Annotated in this window: 16 protein-coding genes; 9 read left to right on the top strand and 7 right to left on the bottom strand. The window is 68.8% G+C overall.

The genetic code is table 11. From position 1 onward, the window contains the following. The first annotated feature begins 137 nt into the window (after positions 1–137). From ACFV9C_RS31895 to ACFV9C_RS31885, 3 genes are read left to right on the top strand one after another with little or no spacing between them, the layout of a single operon-like run. Positions 138–1,508 carry an extracellular solute-binding protein gene (locus tag ACFV9C_RS31895; protein ID WP_380199261.1) on the top strand — a complete coding sequence of 457 codons (1,371 nt, stop codon included), beginning with the start codon at positions 138–140 and terminating at the stop codon, positions 1,506–1,508. Continuing rightward, on the top strand, positions 1,505–2,446 hold the full coding sequence (locus tag ACFV9C_RS31890) for a carbohydrate ABC transporter permease (protein WP_380199260.1): 942 nt from the start codon (positions 1,505–1,507) through the stop codon (positions 2,444–2,446). Before ACFV9C_RS31895 ends, ACFV9C_RS31890 begins: the two co-directional genes overlap by 4 nt. Positions 2,447–2,449: 3 nt before the next feature. Next, entirely contained in the window at positions 2,450–3,283 is an 834-nt protein-coding gene (locus ACFV9C_RS31885; RefSeq protein WP_380199259.1) for a carbohydrate ABC transporter permease, read from the top strand. Between the two features lie 68 nt (positions 3,284–3,351). On the opposite strand, the gene ACFV9C_RS31880 is transcribed toward ACFV9C_RS31885, so the two are convergent. Genes ACFV9C_RS31880 through ACFV9C_RS31870 form a run of 3 tightly spaced genes read right to left on the bottom strand, consistent with a single transcriptional unit; the run spans position 3,352 to position 5,902 of the window. Beyond that, entirely contained in the window at positions 3,352–4,095 is a 744-nt protein-coding gene (locus ACFV9C_RS31880) for an FAD:protein FMN transferase (RefSeq protein ID WP_380199258.1), read from the bottom strand. Next, positions 4,092–4,514 carry an FMN-binding protein gene (locus ACFV9C_RS31875; RefSeq protein WP_380199257.1) on the bottom strand — a complete coding sequence of 141 codons (423 nt, stop codon included), beginning with the start codon at positions 4,512–4,514 and terminating at the stop codon, positions 4,092–4,094. The genes ACFV9C_RS31880 and ACFV9C_RS31875 overlap by 4 nt, the downstream gene beginning before the upstream one ends. Before the next feature lie 5 nt (positions 4,515–4,519). Further along, complete coding sequence (locus tag ACFV9C_RS31870) at positions 4,520–5,902, bottom strand: ferric reductase-like transmembrane domain-containing protein (RefSeq protein WP_380199256.1); 1,383 nt, start codon at positions 5,900–5,902, stop codon at positions 4,520–4,522. Positions 5,903–6,093: 191 nt separating this feature from the next. Between ACFV9C_RS31870 and ACFV9C_RS31865 the strand changes: the two genes are divergently transcribed. Next, positions 6,094–8,322: a HelD family protein gene (locus ACFV9C_RS31865; RefSeq protein ID WP_380199255.1), complete on the top strand. Its 2,229-nt coding sequence runs from the start codon at positions 6,094–6,096 to the stop codon at positions 8,320–8,322. Here the strand turns inward: ACFV9C_RS31865 and ACFV9C_RS31860 are convergent. After that, the gene (locus tag ACFV9C_RS31860) at positions 8,290–9,156 is read right to left on the bottom strand and encodes a helix-turn-helix transcriptional regulator (protein ID WP_380199254.1); all 867 of its coding nucleotides are present in this window, start codon (positions 9,154–9,156) and stop codon (positions 8,290–8,292) included. The two genes, ACFV9C_RS31865 and ACFV9C_RS31860, sit on opposite strands and share 33 nt — an antisense overlap. 101 nt (positions 9,157–9,257) lie before the next feature. On the opposite strand from ACFV9C_RS31860, the gene ACFV9C_RS31855 reads away from it, so the two are divergent. The 4 genes from ACFV9C_RS31855 (at position 9,258) to ACFV9C_RS31840 (ending at position 14,959) form a co-directional block, all read left to right on the top strand. Continuing rightward, positions 9,258–10,295, top strand: a complete 1,038-nt coding sequence (locus tag ACFV9C_RS31855; RefSeq protein ID WP_380199253.1) for a zinc-binding dehydrogenase — start codon at positions 9,258–9,260, stop codon at positions 10,293–10,295. An 87-nt stretch (positions 10,296–10,382) separates the two neighbouring features. Continuing rightward, on the top strand, positions 10,383–11,102 hold the full coding sequence (locus ACFV9C_RS31850) for a hypothetical protein (RefSeq protein ID WP_380199252.1): 720 nt from the start codon (positions 10,383–10,385) through the stop codon (positions 11,100–11,102). Positions 11,103–11,225: 123 nt separating this feature from the next. Beyond that, on the top strand, positions 11,226–13,646 hold the full coding sequence (locus tag ACFV9C_RS31845) for a penicillin-binding protein (protein ID WP_380199251.1): 2,421 nt from the start codon (positions 11,226–11,228) through the stop codon (positions 13,644–13,646). A 50-nt stretch (positions 13,647–13,696) separates the two neighbouring features. Further along, positions 13,697–14,959, top strand: coding sequence for an aminotransferase class I/II-fold pyridoxal phosphate-dependent enzyme (locus ACFV9C_RS31840; RefSeq protein ID WP_380199250.1), 1,263 nt, complete (start codon positions 13,697–13,699; stop codon positions 14,957–14,959). Here ACFV9C_RS31840 and ACFV9C_RS31835 read toward each other — a convergent pair. Further along, positions 14,950–15,462: a PaaI family thioesterase gene (locus ACFV9C_RS31835; protein WP_380199249.1), complete on the bottom strand. Its 513-nt coding sequence runs from the start codon at positions 15,460–15,462 to the stop codon at positions 14,950–14,952. The two genes, ACFV9C_RS31840 and ACFV9C_RS31835, sit on opposite strands and share 10 nt — an antisense overlap. 118 nt (positions 15,463–15,580) lie before the next feature. Between ACFV9C_RS31835 and ACFV9C_RS31830 the strand changes: the two genes are divergently transcribed. After that, positions 15,581–16,216 (top strand): excalibur calcium-binding domain-containing protein, encoded by a 636-nt coding sequence (locus ACFV9C_RS31830; protein ID WP_380199248.1) that lies wholly within the window; start codon positions 15,581–15,583, stop codon positions 16,214–16,216. Here the strand turns inward: ACFV9C_RS31830 and ACFV9C_RS31825 are convergent. Then, a complete protein-coding gene (locus tag ACFV9C_RS31825; protein WP_380199247.1) occupies positions 16,171–17,043 on the bottom strand; it encodes a hypothetical protein in 873 nt (290 codons plus the stop codon). The genes ACFV9C_RS31830 and ACFV9C_RS31825 overlap by 46 nt on opposite strands. Positions 17,044–17,067: 24 nt before the next feature. Then, entirely contained in the window at positions 17,068–18,522 is a 1,455-nt protein-coding gene (locus tag ACFV9C_RS31820) for a hypothetical protein (RefSeq protein ID WP_380199246.1), read from the bottom strand. Between the last annotated feature and the right edge of the window lie 9 nt (positions 18,523–18,531).

Genomic DNA, 18,531 nt, shown 5'->3' with positions numbered 1-18,531 from the left:
GTGACCTCACTGTGACCCGGAAAAGTCCTTAGTTCAAGTCTTGACAGCCCATTCCCCGAAATCTATGTTTCGAAAACAAGTCATATCGGCAGGTGCTTCCGCAACCTGTGGGGGCAGCACGGAGTACGGAGACCACTGTGGATCCCAACACGACATCCCGACGTACCTTCCTCGGCCTGGTCGGCGGTGGGGCGCTCGCCGCCGGCCTCGCGGCCTGCGGCAGCTCCGGCCCGAGCAGCACCCCCGGTTCCACCACCGGTGCGGGTGGCGGCGGCGGAGCCGGCAGCGGTGCGACGTACTGGTTCCTCACCGGCCAGCCGCAGCAGGCCATCCGCGAGGCGCAGGTCAAGCGGTTCAACGACGCCAACCCGAACACCAAGCTCAAGACGACCGAGTTCCAGAACGACGCGTTCAAGGCCAAGATCAAGACCGCGATCGGCGCCGGCCAGGGCCCGACCCTGATCTGGGGCTGGGGCGGCGGTGGCCTCAAGGCGTACGTCGAAGCCGGTCAGGTCGAGGACCTCACCGACTGGCTGAACACCGAGCAGTCCGCGCTGAAGGACTCGATCTTCCCGTCCGCCTTCACGGCGGCGACCGTCAACGGCAAGATCTACGCGGTGCCGGGCGAGACCGTCACGCCGATCGTGCTGTTCTACGACAAGCGCGCGTTCGAGAAGATCGGCGCCCAGCCCCCGCAGTCCTGGGGCGACATCCTGGACCTGGTGCCGAAGTTCAACGACAAGGGCATCGCCCCGTTCTCGCTGGGTGGCCAGTCGCGCTGGACCAACATGATGTGGCTGGAGTTCCTGTTCGACCGGATCGGCGGCAGTGAGGTCTTCCAGAACATCTTCGACGGCAAGAAGGACGGCTGGTCCGACCCGTCCGCGCTCAAGGCGCTCGAGGAGATGCAGAAGCTGATCAAGGCGAACGGCTTCATCAAGGGCTTCTCGTCGATCACCGCCGACTCCAACGCCGACCAGGCCCTGCTCTACACCGGCAAGGCCGCGATGATGCTGCACGGCGCCTGGACCTACGGCGGCATGAAGGCCTCCGGCGGCGACTTCGTGACCGGCGGGCACCTCGGCTACATGAACTTCCCGCCGGTCGACGGCGGCAAGGGCGACCCGAGCGACACGGTCGGCAACCCCGGTCAGTACATGTCGATCTCGTCCAAGGCCAGCGACGCGGACAAGGCGACCGCGAAGAAGTTCATCGCGAACAACACCCTCGACGACGCCACCATCGACGCCTGGGTGAAGTCGGGCAACATCCCGGTCGTGAAGAGCGCGAAGGACAAGCTGTCCTCGATCACCGACAAGAACGACAACGCCTGGCTGAACTTCATCTACGACACCGCGTCGGGCGCGAAGAACTTCGCCCAGTCCTGGGACCAAGCGCTCAGCCCGACCCAGGCCGAGACCCTCCTCGACAACATCGCCAAGCTGTTCCAGCTGTCCATCTCCCCGCAGCAGTTCGCGACGAACATGAACGCGGTGATTGGCCAGTGACAACTACCGCTCCGCCCGTCGCACCGTCGACCGGCCGCACAGCTGCGTCCCGCGCCGGCTCCTCAGGCGTCGGGCGGAGCGGTCCGGTCGCCTGGATGGTGCTGCCCGCACTCCTGTTGTTCATCGTGTTCGGCGTCGTCCCGCTGGTCGGCGTACTCGTCCTGAGCTTCACCCAGTGGGACGGGCTCGGCGCGATCCACGCCGCCGGGTTCTCCAACTGGAAGACCGTGCTGACCGACTCGCAGCTGCCGCACAGCATCCTGGTGACCTTCGAGATCATGATCCTCTCGTGGGCCGTGCAGACGCCGATGAGCCTGCTGCTCGGCACGTTCCTGGCCGGCCGGCAGCGGTACCGCGCGTTCCTCGCGGTGTTGTACTTCATCCCGCTGCTGCTCAGCTCGGCCGCGATCGCGATCACCTACAAGGCGCTGCTCGACCCGAACTTCGGGCTCGGCGCCGGCCTGAAGATCGGGTTCCTCACCCAGGACTGGCTCGGCAGGAGCAACCTCGCGATCGGCGTGGTGATCTTCATCGTGTCCTGGCAGTTCATCCCGTTCCACTCGCTGATCTACCAAGGCGGCGTCCGGCAGATCCCGACCACGATGTACGAGGCGGCGTCGATCGACGGCGCCGGCCGGGTCCGGCAGTTCTTCAGCATCACCGTGCCGCAACTGAAGTACACGATCATCACGTCGTCGACGCTGATGGTGGTCGGGTCGCTGACGTTCTTCGACCTGATCTTCGTCCTCACCGCTGGCGGTCCCGGTGACGCCACCCGGGTGCTCGCGCTCGACATGTACAAGCGCGGTTTCATGTCCAACCAGATGGGTCCGGCGAGCGTGATCGCCGCGATGATCGTCCTGCTCGGCCTCGCGCTCGCACTGATCCTGCGGCGCCTCGGCGGCAGTACGACGGCCAGCCAGCAGGAAGGTGCGTGACCGATGCAGGCTCGCAAGCTCACGCAACTGAACTGGTTCGGCGGCCTGGCCGGCTGGATCTGGCTGGCGATCGTGCTGATCCCGCTGTACTGGATCGTCGTCACCAGCTTCAAGGACCAGAGCGCGTACTTCAGCCAGAACCCGTTCGCGCTGCCGTCCGCGCCGACCGCGAACAACTACCAACTGGTCATCCAGTCCGACTTCCCGCGGTACTTCCTGAACAGCGTGATCGTCACCGTGGGCACGATCATCCCGGCGGTCGGGATTTCGTTCATGGCGGCGTACGCGATCATCCGCGGCGCCGGCAGCAGGTTCCTTGCCGGCGTCAACGGCCTGTTCCTGATGGGCCTGGCGATCCCGTTGCAGGCAACAATCATCCCGGTGTACCTGCTGATCATCCGGATGCACCTGTACGACAGCCTGCTGGCGCTGATCCTGCCGTCGATCGCGTTCGCGATCCCGCTGTCGGTGCTGGTGCTCGCGAACTTCATCCGCGACGTACCGAAGGAGCTCTTCGAGTCGATGCGCGTCGACGGCGCGACCGAGTGGGGCATGATGCGCACGCTCGCACTGCCGCTCACCCGGCCCGCACTGGTGACCGTCAGCATCTACAACGGCCTCGGCGTCTGGAACGGGTTCCTGCTGCCGCTGATCCTCACCCAAAGCCCCGACAAGCGCACACTCCCACTGGCACTGTGGACGTTCCAGGGCCAATACAGCGTGAACGTCCCGGCAGTGCTCGCCTCCGTCGTCCTCACCACGCTACCGATCGTGATCCTGTACGCCGTGAGCCGCCGGCAACTGCTCAGCGGCCTGACGGCAGGGTTCTCCCGCTAGCAGCTTTCTGTTCCGGGGTCTGGTCGCCCACGACGCGAGCGCCACTACGGCGAACGCGGCGGGGGCGATCATCGGGTGCTGTTACCGAAGACCTCACGTGTCCCGTCTGCGAGGATCACCAGCCCGGCGCGTCCGGGCCGGGACTGCAACCAGTCGAGCCCGTCCGCGCCGAGCGCGAACGCGGCGGTCGCGTCGATGTCGGCCTGCGTGAGTGACCGGTGCACGACGGTGACCGAGGCCAGCACGATCGGCGTCACGCCGGTCCGGGCGTCGGTGATGTGGCCGCCGCGGCGGTGCAGGCCGGACGTGGCGATCGCGCCGTTCCGGATCGGCACCACCGCCGCGAGCTTGTCCGGGGCGAGCGGGTCCTCGATCCCGACCCGCCACGCCTCCGAGTCCGGCCCGGAGACCCGGCACGTCAGGTCACCGCCAGCCCCGAGGCAGTAGTCCGTGGCCGGCAACTGCGCGAGCTTCCGCGCGGCGCGTTCCACCGCCCAGCCCTTCACCACGCCGCTCGGGTCGAGCCGCGAGTCCCGCCGTACGTCGAACGCGCCGCCGGACTCGATCCGGGCCTGCTCGCCAAGTGCGAGCACCGCCGCGACCTCGGGCGGGCAGTCCGCGAGCGCCAGCGCGCCGCGATTCAGCCGGGACACGTACGAGTCGGCCCGGTAGGTGCTGAAAACCCGGTCGGCAGTCTGGAGTACGTCGAGCACCTCGGACCATGCCCGTACGGCGCGATCGTCGTCGGTGTGCCGGCCGCGCAGGGCGAGGCTGATCGGCATGCCCATCACGTGCTCGACGTACCGCTTCATCTTCCTTGGTCCAAAGCGCTTTGCAGGGAACGGATGTAGCCGTCGCTGGTGACGGTCGCGCCGCTGACCATGTCGATCTGGGCGCTCTGGGCCTGGACGGTCTCGTTGATCAGGATCGGGAGTGCGTACTGGTTGATCTCGGCGTCGCGGTGGTTGCCGTTCGGGTACTGGACGACGTTGACCGCGGTGATCTTGCCGGCCTGCTCGGTGAGCCGAACCTGGACGGGTCCCCACTGGGTCTGCGCGACGCTGCCGGTGACGGTGGATGCGCCAGGTGCCGTCGTTGCCGGTGTTTCGTTGGCGCCGCCACCGATGGTCGGGCCCACGGATGGCTCGGGGCCGGAGGTGGAGGTGTGGTAGCCGAACATCAGGACCACCGCCGAGACGGTACCGAGGAGCCAGAGCACGATGCGTTTCACGGCGGTCACCACTTGAAGGTTTCGAGATGGAGCCGCTCGGCCGGCAGACCGGCGGCCGTGAGGGTGGCCCGGACGAGGTCCGTCCACGGCCCGGGCCCGCACACGTACACGTCCCGCTCGGCGATGTCCGGGATCCAGTGCAGCAGCGCGGTCAGGTCGTCGTACTCCGGGACCCCGGCGCCGAACCACGAATCCGGCCGCCGGCGCGCGCCTGGCAGTGTCAGCAAGGACAGCCCGCGCTCGTGCCACAGCGTCTGGAACTCCTCGTGGAACAAGGGCTGGTCCGTGTACCGCTGGACGAGTACCGCGTCGCCCGGCGCGTAGTCGAGCCCCTCCGCGAGTGCCCGCAGCGGCGTGACGCCGACGCCCGCGCCGATCAGCGCGACCTTCCGACGGGTACGAGCGCGCGGGCTCATCCGGCCGTACGGTCCCTCGACGAGGACGCGCGTACCGGGCCTGACCGAGCTGAGGGCCGCGCTGCCGTCGCCGGCGTCCTGCACGGTGATCCGCAGGCCGCGTCCGTCAGGGGCGGCCGACAGCGAGTACGGGTTCGCGCGGGTCCAGCCGGGGCGGTCGAGGAAACGCCACGAGAAGAACTGCCCGGCCTCGGCACGGAGCCGGTCGAGGTGGTGCCCGCCGACGTACACCGAGATGACCCCGTCGGTCTCCCGTACGACGGCCGTCACCCGGAGCCGGTGGCGTACGTTCCGCCAGACCGGTACGCCGATCCGGTAGCCGAGCACCGTCGCCGCGGCGACGGCCCAGGCGGTCCACCAGAACACGGTGCGGCCGGTAGACCCGAGGAACTCCTGCCCGGTCCAGAGCTGGTGCGGAATCGCGAGACCGACACCGAGGTACGCGTACAGGTGCAGGAGATGCCAGGACTCGTACCGCAGGCGTCGACGGGCCGCGCGGATGCTGGTCAGCACGCTCAGGCACAGCGCGACGGTCCCGCCGACCGCGAGCAGCATGCCCGGGTAGTTGATCGTGAGGTCCCACAGCTCCGCAGGAGTCTTCCCCAGCGACCCCTCCGCGTAGCCCCACGTGATCGCGACCAGGTGCGCCAGCATCAGGTTGAACGACGTGAACCCGGTGATCCGATGGATCCGCGCCAGCCGGTCCTGCCCGAACGCGGCCTCCAGCAGCGGTACCCGGGCCATCAGCACGACCTGCGCCAGCAGAAGTACGGCGGCACCGAGACCGGTCAGCCGCCCCAGCGAGGTCAGCCCGGTCGCCCAGCCGCGGAGCTCCTGGACACCGCCGCCGGCGACCCACCAGTACGTGACGAGCAGCAGGCTCAGCCAGAGAACGGCCAGCGCCCCGAGCCGGACGGCGCCGTCCGTGCGAGCCCGCTGCCCGAGCGGCTCCTGCACAGGGATTGCGAACACACCTCAGTGTCGGATCGCTCGCTGAGCACCAGCTTGGGCTTGGCTGGCAGTCCGCTGTGAAGTATCGTGGGGTATTTGTGCCGGGAAATGAAAAGAAGCCCTCTCGGGGCTTCCAAGAACAGAATATCAAAGCTTTTCGGACAATGCAATACAACGGATCGGGGGCAGGGGTGCTGGCAGACGAGATCGCTGTGGAGCAAGGGGAAGTGACCGCGATGTACGAGCGGCTCGACGTACTGCGGGAAAAGGCCCGCGGCGAACTCGGCCGGGTCCAGGTTGAGGAGACCGTGGGCACCGATCAGGCCGCCTCGGAACGGGAATCCTTCACGCGACTGTATTCCGGACGGTTCGCACAATTGTCGTCGGTCGAACGCGGGCTGTGCTTCGGCCGGATCGACGAGACGGCCGGCGAACGGTTCCACATCGGCCGGATCGGGCTGTTCGACGACGACTACAATCCGCTGCTGATCGACTGGCGGACACCGGTCGCGCAGGTGTTCTACCGGGCCACGTCGGCGGAGCCGCTCGGCGTCAAGCGCCGGCGGCACATCCGCCTGCACGGCCGTACGGTCGTCGGTGTCGACGACGACCTGCTGGACGTCGACGCGCTCGGCGACAACGAACGCAGCACGCTGATCGGCGAGGCTGCGCTGCTCTCGTCGCTCGGCGCGAGCCGGACCGGCCGGATGAACGAGATCGTCGCGACGATCCAGTCCGAGCAGGACGAGATCATCCGCTCCGGTCTGCCCGGGGTGCTGGTCGTCCAGGGCGGTCCTGGTACCGGCAAGACCGTGGTCGCGTTGCACCGCGCGGCCTACCTGCTCTACACGCATCGCGAGCAGCTCGGGCGGACCGGCGTACTCGTCGTCGGACCGAACACCACGTTCCTGCGGTACATCGACGAGGTACTCCCCTCGCTCGGCGAGAACGACGTCGTACTCGCGACCGTGAGCGAGCTGTTCCCGGGCGTGACCGCGACCGCGCCGGAGTCCGCCGAGGCCGCACGGATCAAGGGGGAGCTCGCGATGGCCGACGTGATCGCGCGGGCGATCGCCGGCTTCCGGATCGTGCCGGCCCAGCCGGTCCGGCTGAAGCTGAACTCCGAGGAGCTGGTGCTGCGCCCGGACGCGATCCGGAAGGCGCAGCAGGGCGCGCTCGCCGCGCAGCCGCTGCACAACCGGGCGCGGCCGCTGTTCGTCCGCCGGATCCTCACGACGCTCACCAACCAGGTGGTCCAGCGGATCGGCAAGCAGTACGTCGGGGACGCGGACGTCGAGGACATCCAGCAGGAGCTGTTCGACGACGACCACGTCCTCGAACTGCTGGACCAGCTGTGGCCCGAGCTGACGCCGGAGCTGCTCGTCTCGGTCCTGTTCTCGTCGGACGACCGCCTCGCGACCGCCGCGCCGTACCTCACCGGGGCCGAGCGTTCCGCCGTACTGCGGCCGCTCTCGGCGGAGTGGACGCCCGCGGACGCCGCCCTGCTCGACGAGGCCGCGGAGCTGCTCGGCGACACCGCGGAGATCGTTGCCGGACGCAAACGTCAGGCGACCGAGGCGGCCGCTGCCGAGGACGCGAACCGGGAGTACGCGAGCGGCGTCGTCGACATCGAGCTGACCGCCGAGCGGATCGAGGTCATGCCCTGGGAGATCGAGCAGTTCCGCGACCTGATCGCCCAACGCACCCAGCAACTCGCGAACCCGGCACCCGACGGCGACCGTGGATTCGACCGTACGTCGGTGTTCGGCCACGTGATCGTCGACGAGGCCCAGGAACTCTCCGCGATGGACTGGCGGATGCTGATGCGCCGCGCACCGCGCCGCTCGATGACCCTGGTCGGCGACATCGCCCAGACCGGCTCGCCCGCGGGCGTCCGCTCCTGGGCCGAACTCCTCGACCACTACGCCCCACGCCGCTGGCGCACCGCCGAACTCACCGTCAACTACCGCACCCCGTCCGAGATCATGACCGTCGCGGCCGACGTCCTCGCCGCCATCGACCCCACCCTCCAACCACCCACGTCCGTCCGCGACACCGGCACCCACCCGTACCTCGACCCGATCCCCGCCGACGCCCTCCTGGACGCCGTCCGCGCCACCGTCACATCCGAACGCGACACCATCACCGACGGCCGCCTGGCCGTCATCGTCCCGACCTCCCGCTACGACGAGTTCGCCGCCGCCCTCCCCGACGTGGCCCACACCCACGACCCCGCCGTCCTCGACGGCCCCACCGCCCTCCTCGACGTCCCCCAGTCCAAGGGCCTCGAGTTCGACGCGGTCCTGATCGCCGACCCCACCACCATCCTCACCGACTCCGACCAAGGTCTCTCAGACCTCTACGTAGCCATCACCCGAGCCACCAAACGCCTCACCATCCTCGGCGATCTACCGGAGGTGCTCACCCGAACCAGTAGGTGAGTTGGTGGCTGCCCAGCTGGCGAGGAGTTTGAGGGCGTCGGCGGTGGGGGTGTTGGCGGGGGCTGTGTAGACGACCATGGTGAGGCCGGGGTCGGAGGGGAATTCCATGGCTTCGAAGTCGATTTCGAGGTTGCCGACGACCGGGTGGTGGAGTTTCTTGCGGCCGGAGCGGTGGAAGCGGACGTTGTGGTCCGCCCAGCGGGTGCGGAAGGTTTCGCTGCGGGTGGAGAGTTCGCCGATCAGGTCGCTGAGGGCCTTGTCGTGGGGGTTGTGGCCGGCTTGGAGGCGGAGTACGGCGGCGATGTCGTCGGCGGCTCGTTCCCAGTCGACGAAGAACTCCTGGGCGGCCGGGTCGAGGAACGTGAAGCGGGCCGTGTTCGGGTGGGGGTCGGCGAAGAGGGAGGCGTAGAGGGCGCGGGACAGCTGGTTCGCCGCGAGGATGTCGAACTGGGCGTTGCGGATCCACGCGGGGGCGTCGGTGATTGCCTCGAGCACCTGTTGCAGCGCGGGGCGGACACCTTTGGTCGGGGTACGTCGGCGTACCGGCGCGGCGTCGGACTCGCGGGCCAGGGCGAACAGGTGGTCCCGCTCCGCGTCGTCCAGCTGCAACGCGCGGACCAGGGCCTCCAGCACGCTCTCGGAGGCGCCCGCGAGGTTTCCGCGTTCCAGCCGGACGTAGTAGTCCACGGAGACGCCGGCGAGCAGCGCTACCTCCTCGCGGCGCAGGCCCTTCACGCGGCGGTTGCCGCCGTACGCCGGTAGGCCGGCCTGCTCGGGGCTGAGCCGTGCACGCCGGGAGCTGAGGAACTCCTTGATCTCCGCCCGGTGGTCCATGCTCTCCAGACTACGGACCACCACCGCGCCAAGGGAGGCACTGGCGTTACCTGGAACGACAGGCACTGCCAGGACCGTGAAGGACCGCGTTCACTGGAGCCATGCGAGCGACTTACATGTACGGCGCCGGAGACGTGCGGGTGATCGACGTACCGGATCCGGTGATCCAGCAACCAACTGATGCCGTGGTGCGGGTGGTGCGGTCCTGCGTGTGCGGGAGCGACCTGCACCCGTACCACAACCTGCCGGACACGCCTGGCGGGAAGACGATGGGACACGAGTTCATCGGCGTCGTCGAGGACGTCGGGCGCGACGTCAGCACGCTGCGGAAGGGCGACTTCGTGATCGCGCCGTTCGCGTGGTCCGACGGGACCTGTGACTTCTGCCAGGAAGACCTGCAGACGTCCTGCCGGCACGGCGGGTTCTGGAACGCGAACGGCGTCGACGGCGGCCAGGCGGAGGCGGTACGGGTACCGCTGGCGGACGGGACGCTCGTGAAGGTCCCGGGCGGCGCGGACGAGGCGCTGCTGCCGTCCCTGCTGACGCTGTCCGACGTGTACGGCACCGGGTACCACGCGGCGCTCAAGGGCGGCGTGTCCGCGCGGACCAGTGTCACCGTGATCGGCGACGGCGCGGTCGGCCTGCTCGCCGTACTGGCGGCGCGGCAGTTCGGCGCCGAGCGGATCGTGCTGATGGGCCGGCACAAGGACCGTACCGACCTCGGCGTCGAGTTCGGCGCGACCGACGTGGTGGCGGAACGCGGTACGGCGGGGATCGAGAAGGTCCGCGAGCTGACCGGCGGCGACGGGACGCACGTCGTCCTCGAGGCGGTCGGGCACATGCCGGCGTACGAGCAGGCCCTCGGCGTCGTCCGCGCGGGCGGGGTGATCAGCCGGGTCGGGGTCCCGCAGTACGATGAGGCGCCGGTCGGGTTCGGCACGCTGTTCGGGCCGAACGTCACGTTGACCGGCGGCCCCGCCCCGGCACGGGCGTACATCGAGCGGCTGCTCCCGGGTGTCCTCGACGGCACGGTCGAGCCGGGCAAGGTCTTCGACCGTACGGTCGGCTTCGACGGCATCCCGGACGGGTACGCCGCGATGGACGCCCGTACGGCGCTCAAGGTGCTGATCCGGCCCTGACGCGACACGGCACTCACGGCGGTTGGACCGTCACTGACTGCTAGCCTCGGAAGCTCCTCCGTGAACGAGCAGTGGGGCGACTGCAGAGTGGCTGACGATGAACCGGACGCAGAGTCCTCGAACGACGGAAAGAACTGGTTCGGGCGGCATCAGCAAGCCGCCTGGATCACCGCCGGTGCGAGCATCGTCGTCGCGCTGATCACCGCGCTGGTCCCGGTCCTCGGCTCGTCCGGCGACGACAAGATCGCAGGCCCGACCGTCACGTCACCGCCAGGCCCTGCACAGGTCACGGTGCCCGTCACGGTCCCCGTCACCGTGCGTACGACCGTCCAAACCACTGTTCAGACGTCCGCAAGGCCCACAGCACAGCCGACCCCACCAACCGCCTCGCAGCCCGTCGAGACGCCGCTACCGGCCTCTACAGCGGGCACGGTGCTGTGGCAGGGCTCGTTGCTGCTCGACACCTACGCGAAGGACCTGGACGTCGCGCCGCCGGGGCCTGCGAGCGACGCCGGGTCCGACGGTGACATGTACATGCTGCTCGACCAGCAGCTGTCGGCGATGAACCGCACCCTGCTCACCCGCTGGGCAAGAGCCTCGCCCAGCCTGCCGGGGTACAAGGACTGCGCCGCGACGATCCAGGCGGGCGACATCCACGACCAGCAACCGCTGTCGAAGTCGGCCGTGCTCTGCGTGCAGACCAGCGCGGGGAACGTCGCCCGGCTCCGGGTCAGGGCGCTGCCGGTCAACCAGTACGGTATGGGCTACCGGGCGACCTTCGACGTGGTCGTCTGGAGCGGCAGCTGAGCACCCGAAACGTCGGCACGCAGTGAGGCGATGGTCACCGAAGGTGAGATCGTTGGGCTAATGTGTAAATTCCGTAACGAGGAGTCTCCCGGAAAGCACTCTCCTCACGTACTCTGCCCAACCATGCACAGAGGCGAGCGGCGGGCCAAGCGGCCCAATGTCGTGTGGTCGGTGTTCGTGTTCCTGGTGGCCAGTGCGGTGGCCGGAGCATTGACCGCCGGACTGGCCCTCCCGTTCGCCGGTCTGGTCGGCGTCACCACGGCGAAGGCACACGACTCGGTCCAGTACCTGCCACAGGACCTGGAGACGGCACCGCTGACGCAGAACTCGATCATCCAGGACGCCGAGGGCCGGGTCATTGCGACCCTGTACCAGCAGAACCGGAACCCGGTCACGCTCAAGCAGATCAGCCCGATCATGCTGAAGGCGATCGTCGCGATCGAGGACGACAGGTTCTACGAGCACGGCGCACTGGACTTCAAGGGCACGCTCCGGGCGCTGCTGCGGAACCAGTCGGCCGGCGGCGTCCAGCAGGGCGGCTCGAGCATTACCCAGCAGTACGTGAAGCAGACCCTGATCAACAAGGCGCGGACGCCGGACGAGGTCAAGACCGCGACCGCCGACACGTACGAGCGGAAGATCGCCGAGCTCCGCTACGCCATCGCAGTCGAGAAGCAGATGACCAAGGGGCAGATCCTCAACGGGTACCTGAACCTGGCCTTCTTCGGCAACCGCTCGTACGGCGTCGAAGCCGCGGCCATGCACTACTTCGGCGTCCACGCCGCCAAGCTCACCCTGCCGCAGGCCGCGATGCTCGCCGGGGTCGTGAAGAACCCGAACGGCTACGACCCGATCGACAACCCGAAGCGCGCCAAGGCCCGCCGCGACGTCGTCCTGCGGCGGATGCAGGAACTGAACATCATCACCGCCAAGCAGGCCCAGGACGCGATCAAGACCCCGGTCCTCGACCCGGCCAAGGTCCGGGTCGTGCCGAGCGGCTGCGCGAACTCGAAGTACCCGTTCTTCTGCGAGTACGTCGTGTCGAAGCTGAAGGAGAACAACGCGTTCGGCAAGACCAAGGAGGAGCGCGAGAACTACATCGAGACGTCCGGCCTGGTGATCAAGACCTCCCTGGACGAGAAGGCGCAGAAGGCCGCCGAGACCTCGATCGCGGAGCACTCCAAGCCCACCGACGACGTGATCGGCGCGGTCACCATGGTCGAACCGGGCACCGGCCTGGTGAAGGCGATGGCGCAGAGCCGCCCGTACGGCTCGAAGAAGGGACAGACGGCGTACAACTACAACGTCGAGAAGTCTTACCCCGGCGGCTTCGGCGGATTCCAGAACGGGTCGACGATGAAGGCGTTCACGATCGCCGCCGCGATCGCGCGCGGGGTGCCGACGACGTACCGGATCCGGTCACCGCAGACGATCGACCTGAGCGGCAAGAACTTCGAGACCTGCAACGGCCCGACCTCAGCCGACTCCTACACCCCGAAGAACTCGACCAAGACCGTCCTTGACCCGTCGATGGTGGACGCGGCCCGCGCCTCGACCAACACGTACTTCCTGCAGCTTTCCCAGCAGATCGGCCTCTGCCCGATCGCCACCATCGCGAACCAGCTCGGCATGTACGACGCCCAGGAGCTGAAACCGCTCAAGCAGGTGGTCTCGTACACGCTGGGTTCGGCCGGTCTGGTGACGCCGCTGATGCTGTCCAACGCGTACGCGACGTTCGCGGCCCGCGGCATGTACTGCAGCCCGCAGGTGGTCACGTCGATCACCTCGCTCAAGACCGGCAAGCAGATCCCGACCCCGGGGCCGAACTGCCACCGGGTGCTGTCGCCGGGCGTCGCGGACGGCGTGAACTACGTGCTGCAGCAGGTGATGGCCTCGGGCGGCACCGGCGCGAAGCTGAAGTTCGGCAACAGCGACCTGGCCGGCAAGACCGGTACCATCCAGAACAACTTCGCAGTCTGGTTCGCCGGGTACTCGACCCGGCTCGCGGCGGCGTCCGTGGTCGCGGACGCCGACCCGAAGATCGAGAACATGATCGGCCAGACCTTGAACGGGAAGCGGCTGAGCGACGCATCCGGTTCCGGCACCGCGGGTCCGATCTGGGAGACCGCCATGCAGCTCGCGCTGCAGGGCCTGCCGTCGACGAAGTTCGTCAAGGCCGACGACAAGATCATCCGCGGCAACGTCAAGGATCTGCCGTACCTGAAGGGCATGACCCCCGCCGACGCCGCCGCCAAGCTGCTGTCGATGGGCTTCAAGGTCCAGATGGACCACGGCGCGCGCGTCGACTCCGACGCCCCCAACGGCACCGTCGCCTGGACCAACCCCCGCCAGGAGGACGGCGCCCCGGCCGGCGCTGTGATCACCCTGTTCATCTCCAACGGCAGCAAGGCCACGCCGACCCCACCACCGGTCACTCCTCCCCCGGTGATCCCGACGGGGCCTCCGGCAACCATCAAGCCACCCCCGAACGTCCCGACCTGCCCGCCGTGGGACCCCAGGTTCCCCAAGTGCAAACGCGGCTGAGGCAGTCACTAAGCTGAGTCCAACACCTAGTACTTGTGAAAGGACTCCCCGTGAGTGTCGATGAGCTGACTGCCCAGGTCGAGCGTGCGCGCCAGGACTACGAGGCGTTGGTGGCGAAGGGGCTGAAGCTGGATCTGACGCGCGGGAAGCCGTCGCCGAAGCAGTTGGACGCGGCGAACGGCGTGCTCGGGCTGAGCGGGGATCCGGTGGCGGCGGACGGGACCGACCTGCGGAACTACGGCGGGCTGAACGGGCTGCCCGAGGTGCGGGCGATCTTCGCCGCGGACCTGCAGGTCCCGGTCGAGCAGCTGCTCGCGGCGGGGAACTCGAGCCTCGAGCTGATGCACGACGCGATCGTGTTCGCGCTGCTCGGGAAGGTGCCGGGCGCGGAGACCCGGTGGGCCGACGTCGAGGGGCTGTCGTTCCTCTGCCCGGTGCCGGGCTACGACCGGCACTTCGGGATCTGCGAGCGCTACGGCATCACGATGATCCCGGTGCCGATGACCGCCGAGGGTCCGGACATGGACGTGGTCGAGCGGCTGGTCGCCGAGGACGCCGCGATCAAGGGCATCTGGTGCGTGCCGAAGTACAGCAACCCGGACGGCACGGTGTACTCCGACGAGACGGTCCGCCGGCTCGCCGCGATGGAGACCGCGGCGCCGGACTTCCGGATCTTCTGGGACAACGCGTACGCCGTACACCACCTCACCGACTCCCCCGCGCAACTCGCCGACGTCCTCGCGCTGTGTGCCGAGAACGGGCACCCGGACCGGGCGTTCGTGTTCGGGTCGAGCTCGAAGATCACCTTCGCCGGGGCCGGTGTCGCGTTCTTCGGCTCGTCCCCGGACAACATCACGTGGTGGCTCAGCCACACGGTCAAGCGGAGCATCGGCCCGGACAAGATCAACCAGCTCCGGCACGTGCAGTTCCTCCGCGACGCCGACGGGCTGCACGAGCACATGCGGACGCTGGCCGCGCTGATCCGGCCGAAGTTCGACGTCGTCGACAAGATCCTCACCGCGGAGCTCGGCGGCACCGGGCTCGCGTCCTGGACCGCGCCCGCCGGCGGGTACTTCGTCAGCCTGCAGGTGCCCGAGGGCTGCGCGCGTGAGGTCGTCGCGAAGGCCAAGGCGGCCGGCATCGCGATCACCCCGGCCGGTGCGACCCACCCGTACGGCGACGACCCGACGGACCAGGTCATCCGGATCGCCCCGACGTACCCGGAGCTCCCCGAGGTGGAGGCCGCGATCACCGGCCTCGCCACCTGCGTACGCCTGGTCGCGAGCGAGAAGCTGCTGGCGGATCAGGCCTGAGGCAGCTCGAAGAGCAGGCAGTTCGAGGTTGCGTGGGCGAGGAGTTTGCCGCGTTCGTCGTACAGGTGCGCTTCGGCGACCGCCGTACGGCGTCCGCGGCTGATGATCCCGCCCTCGCACCGCAGCAGGCCGGACTCGACCGTGACCGGCTTGATGAAGCGTGTCATCAGGTCGAGTGACGTGTAGCCGACGCCGGCCGGCAGCGTCGAGTGGACGGTGCAGCCGGCGGCGGTGTCGAGCAGGGTCGCGATGACGCCGCCGTGCACGGTGCCGAGCGGGTTGTAGTGGAACTCCGCGGCCGGCATCAGCACGGTCACCTTGCCCTCCTCCACCTCGATCCCGGTCCCGCCGACCAGGTGCAGGATCGGCGGCGCCGGCAGGTCGCCGTCACGCATCGCGCGCAGCATCTCCAGGCCGGACGACCGGCCGAGCCGGGCCGCCGTCGCCGCCGGATCCGTCCATTCGAAGGTCCGGCTCCGTACCCCCTGCTGAGTCTCCGTCATGGACCGAGCCTCACACCACCTCGCTAAGTCTGTCAACGAGACTTAGCTCTCCAGGAGCAAACGTATGAATCTGTTCGACCACGGCCGCGATCGCTAGGCTCTCGCGGGGAGGATTGAAGTGAGGCAGTTCAACACACCGCCGGACTGGCCCGCGCCGCCGCGACCGGACTGGCAACCGCCACGCCGCTGGCAGCCGCCGGCGACCTGGCCGGCACCGCCCGCACGCTGGGCGTTCTGGGTCGACGAACACGGCCGCCCGGTCCGCGGACCGATCGGACGGTACGGCGGACCCCGCCGGACGACCGCGCTCGCGATCGTCGTCGTACCGGTCGCGTTGATGGTCGCCGTGCTGCTGAGCCCGTTCGGGAGCACCGACCAGACGGGTACGGCGCCGTTGTACCGCGCCGGCCCGTCGGTGAAGACCACCCCGGTCACGCGACCGCCGACGCCGGCACCAACGCCGCGACCTACCGAGCAACCCGTCCGGCTGCTCGCGAGTACGCCGACGCCGACCGTGGACCGGACCACGGAACGACCGACGCCGACGCCGGCGCCCACACCCACGCCGACTCCGACCATCACGCCGACGTTGGTCCCACCACCGACTCCGACGACGGCGCAGGTCACCTACAAGAACTGCGCCGAGGTCCGCGCCGCCGGCAAAGCACCGCTACACCGCGGTGACCCCGGCTACACCGAGCAGCTCGATCACAACGGCGACGGCGTGGCCTGTGGCGACCGCGGGAACTCCTGACGGAGCCCCTCGCTCCACAGCTCGGCCGTCTGGATGATCCAGAACGCGGCGAACAGCACGATCAGCGCGGCCTCGATCCCGAGCACCGCGTGCGCCCAGCCGAACAGCTTCGCCCAGCCGACCATCAGCAGCGGTACGACGACCATCGCGACCGCGATCACGGAGTACCGGTCGGCCCGTGACCGCGGTACGCCGTGCTTGCGGCGAAGCTGCTGGGCGTTCACCACCACGACCGCGATGATGCACAGGAACATCACGATCGCGGCCGCGTAGTGCGCATGCCCGATGAACCCGGACCGGTCGACGAGGAACCAGCCGAGCCCGCCGCCGAAGGCCAGCACCGCGACACCGAGCCCGAGCACGTACGCCGGCGTCCACGCGCCGGGCTCGCGGAGCCTGTCGCGGACGATGAAGTACGCCGTCAGCAGCAGGCACGGTACGCCGACCACGAACAGCGCGAGCATGTTGTTCGCGACGTTGGCGGACGCGTCGCCGAGCACCACCGGCACCGAGTGGCAGCTCCCCTGCCCCGGCGTCGGCACCAGCGCGACACCGGGCGCCAGGATCCCGGCCACGTTCAGCAGGATGTCCTCGGTCTCGGTGTTGCCCTTGAGCACCACCATGCAGACGCCGATCGTGATCAGCCCGCCGACGAAGATCGCCCGGACCGGCGTGTAGTAGTACGCGCTGATCGAGGTCTGCAAGCAGTGCGGCGACGTCTTCGACCATTCGATCAGCACCGCGGCGGCGAGCATCACGATCATCGCGACCATGGCCATCCGGAGGTAGCGGTAGGTCTTGATCGAGTAACCAGCAGGCTCCGTCATCGCAGGCCCCTTCTGCCAGCCCAACTATCGCACGACGAGCGGCCGGAACGCTGCCTGAACGGTGGCGGCGGTTTCCGCGACGTACTGGTCCGGGTCCGGCGCACCGACGCCGTTGTACGTCGTGTAGGAGATCGTCGACGGACACACCGAGCCACTGATCTGTACGGTCGTCTTCTCGATCAGCCGGCCGGTGCGCAGCTCGTACACCTGCACCGGAACGGCGATCTTGTGGAAGGTCACGTAGTGCGTGCCCCTGAAGCTGCCGATCAACGGCGTGTACGGGCACGTGCGCACCGCCGTCCCCTGGGTCTCGTCGCTCGCACAGACGACCATCGCGGAGTTGTCGGCCGTGGTGCCCTTCCACTGCGAGGGCAGCTTCGCGGTGTAGCGCGACGCGCCCGAGAACACCGCGCGGTTCAGGCCTGACCGGAGCTTCGGCGCGGGGCTGTACTTGGCCGGCGTCGCGCAGTACCCACCGGAGCTGACCAGGCCACGGACGCGAGCGAGCTCGGCCTGGATCTTCGCCTGCAGGATCTCGTAGTCGGCCTTCTTGATGCCGGCGCGGGCGCGGTCCGACTGCTTCGCGTGCGGGTAGCGCTGCACCAGCAGCACGTAGGTACCGCGCGCGCCCGCCCAGTCGGACTTGGCGAGCTTGGCGTCGCCGCAGCCGAGCAGTGCGTTCGGCTCGAGCTTCGGGACGATCTGCTTCGCCTCGTCGAGCAGGTTGCCGGCCTTGGCCCGGCCGCGCAGCCACTCCGTGATCGTGACGGTCTGACAGGCGTCCTTCAGCGGCAGCCCGCGAAGGAACTCGTTCAGCGCGGTCCGCGTGGTCGCCTGCTGGTCCGGCTTCGCGACGACCGCGGCGAGCATCTCGAACCCCACCTGGAGGCGCTCGGTGTCGGCCTGCGGCCGGGCGCTCCGCAGGACGGCCGCGGCCGCGTCGATCTTGGCGCAGGCGTCGGTGTCGGTCTCGACGCGGACCGTCCGCGGCGCGTCGCCGATCCGGTGCCCGACGCCGTACTTCTCCTGCGCCGCACGAACGCCGGAACAGTCGCCGGCCTCACGTGCGGCGACGGCGTCGTTGTCGATCCGGTGTACGTCGTACCGCTCGAACGCGACGCCCGCGAACACGAGCAACGTGACGCCGAGCGCGACCAGTCGCTGGGTGAGGTTCGCCGTACGGACCGGGTGGCGCTGCGCGAGGAACCAGCCGTGCACGATCTGGAGCAGCCCCCACCCGATCAGCGCGAACTCGTAGCCGGCCTTCCGTTGCGTGCAGAGCAGGACGACCAGGACCGCCGTACCGGCGAGGCCGAGGACGCCGAAGAACCAGCGGCGGATCAGGAAGTACCCGAGACCCAGCAGCGAAGCGTTGCCCAGGGCAACGGCCAGTGGGTCACGGGGGCGGCGGTCGGGGACTTTCGGGGCCGGTCCCGGGTACGGCAGGCCCTGCGGCGGCGGGTACTGCTGGTAGCTCATCGGCATCGC

It is taken from the genome of Kribbella sp. NPDC059898 (assembly GCF_042730855.1).
Classification (GTDB): Bacteria; Actinomycetota; Actinomycetes; order Propionibacteriales; family Kribbellaceae; genus Kribbella.
This window is presented reverse-complemented; position numbering and strand designations above follow the sequence as displayed.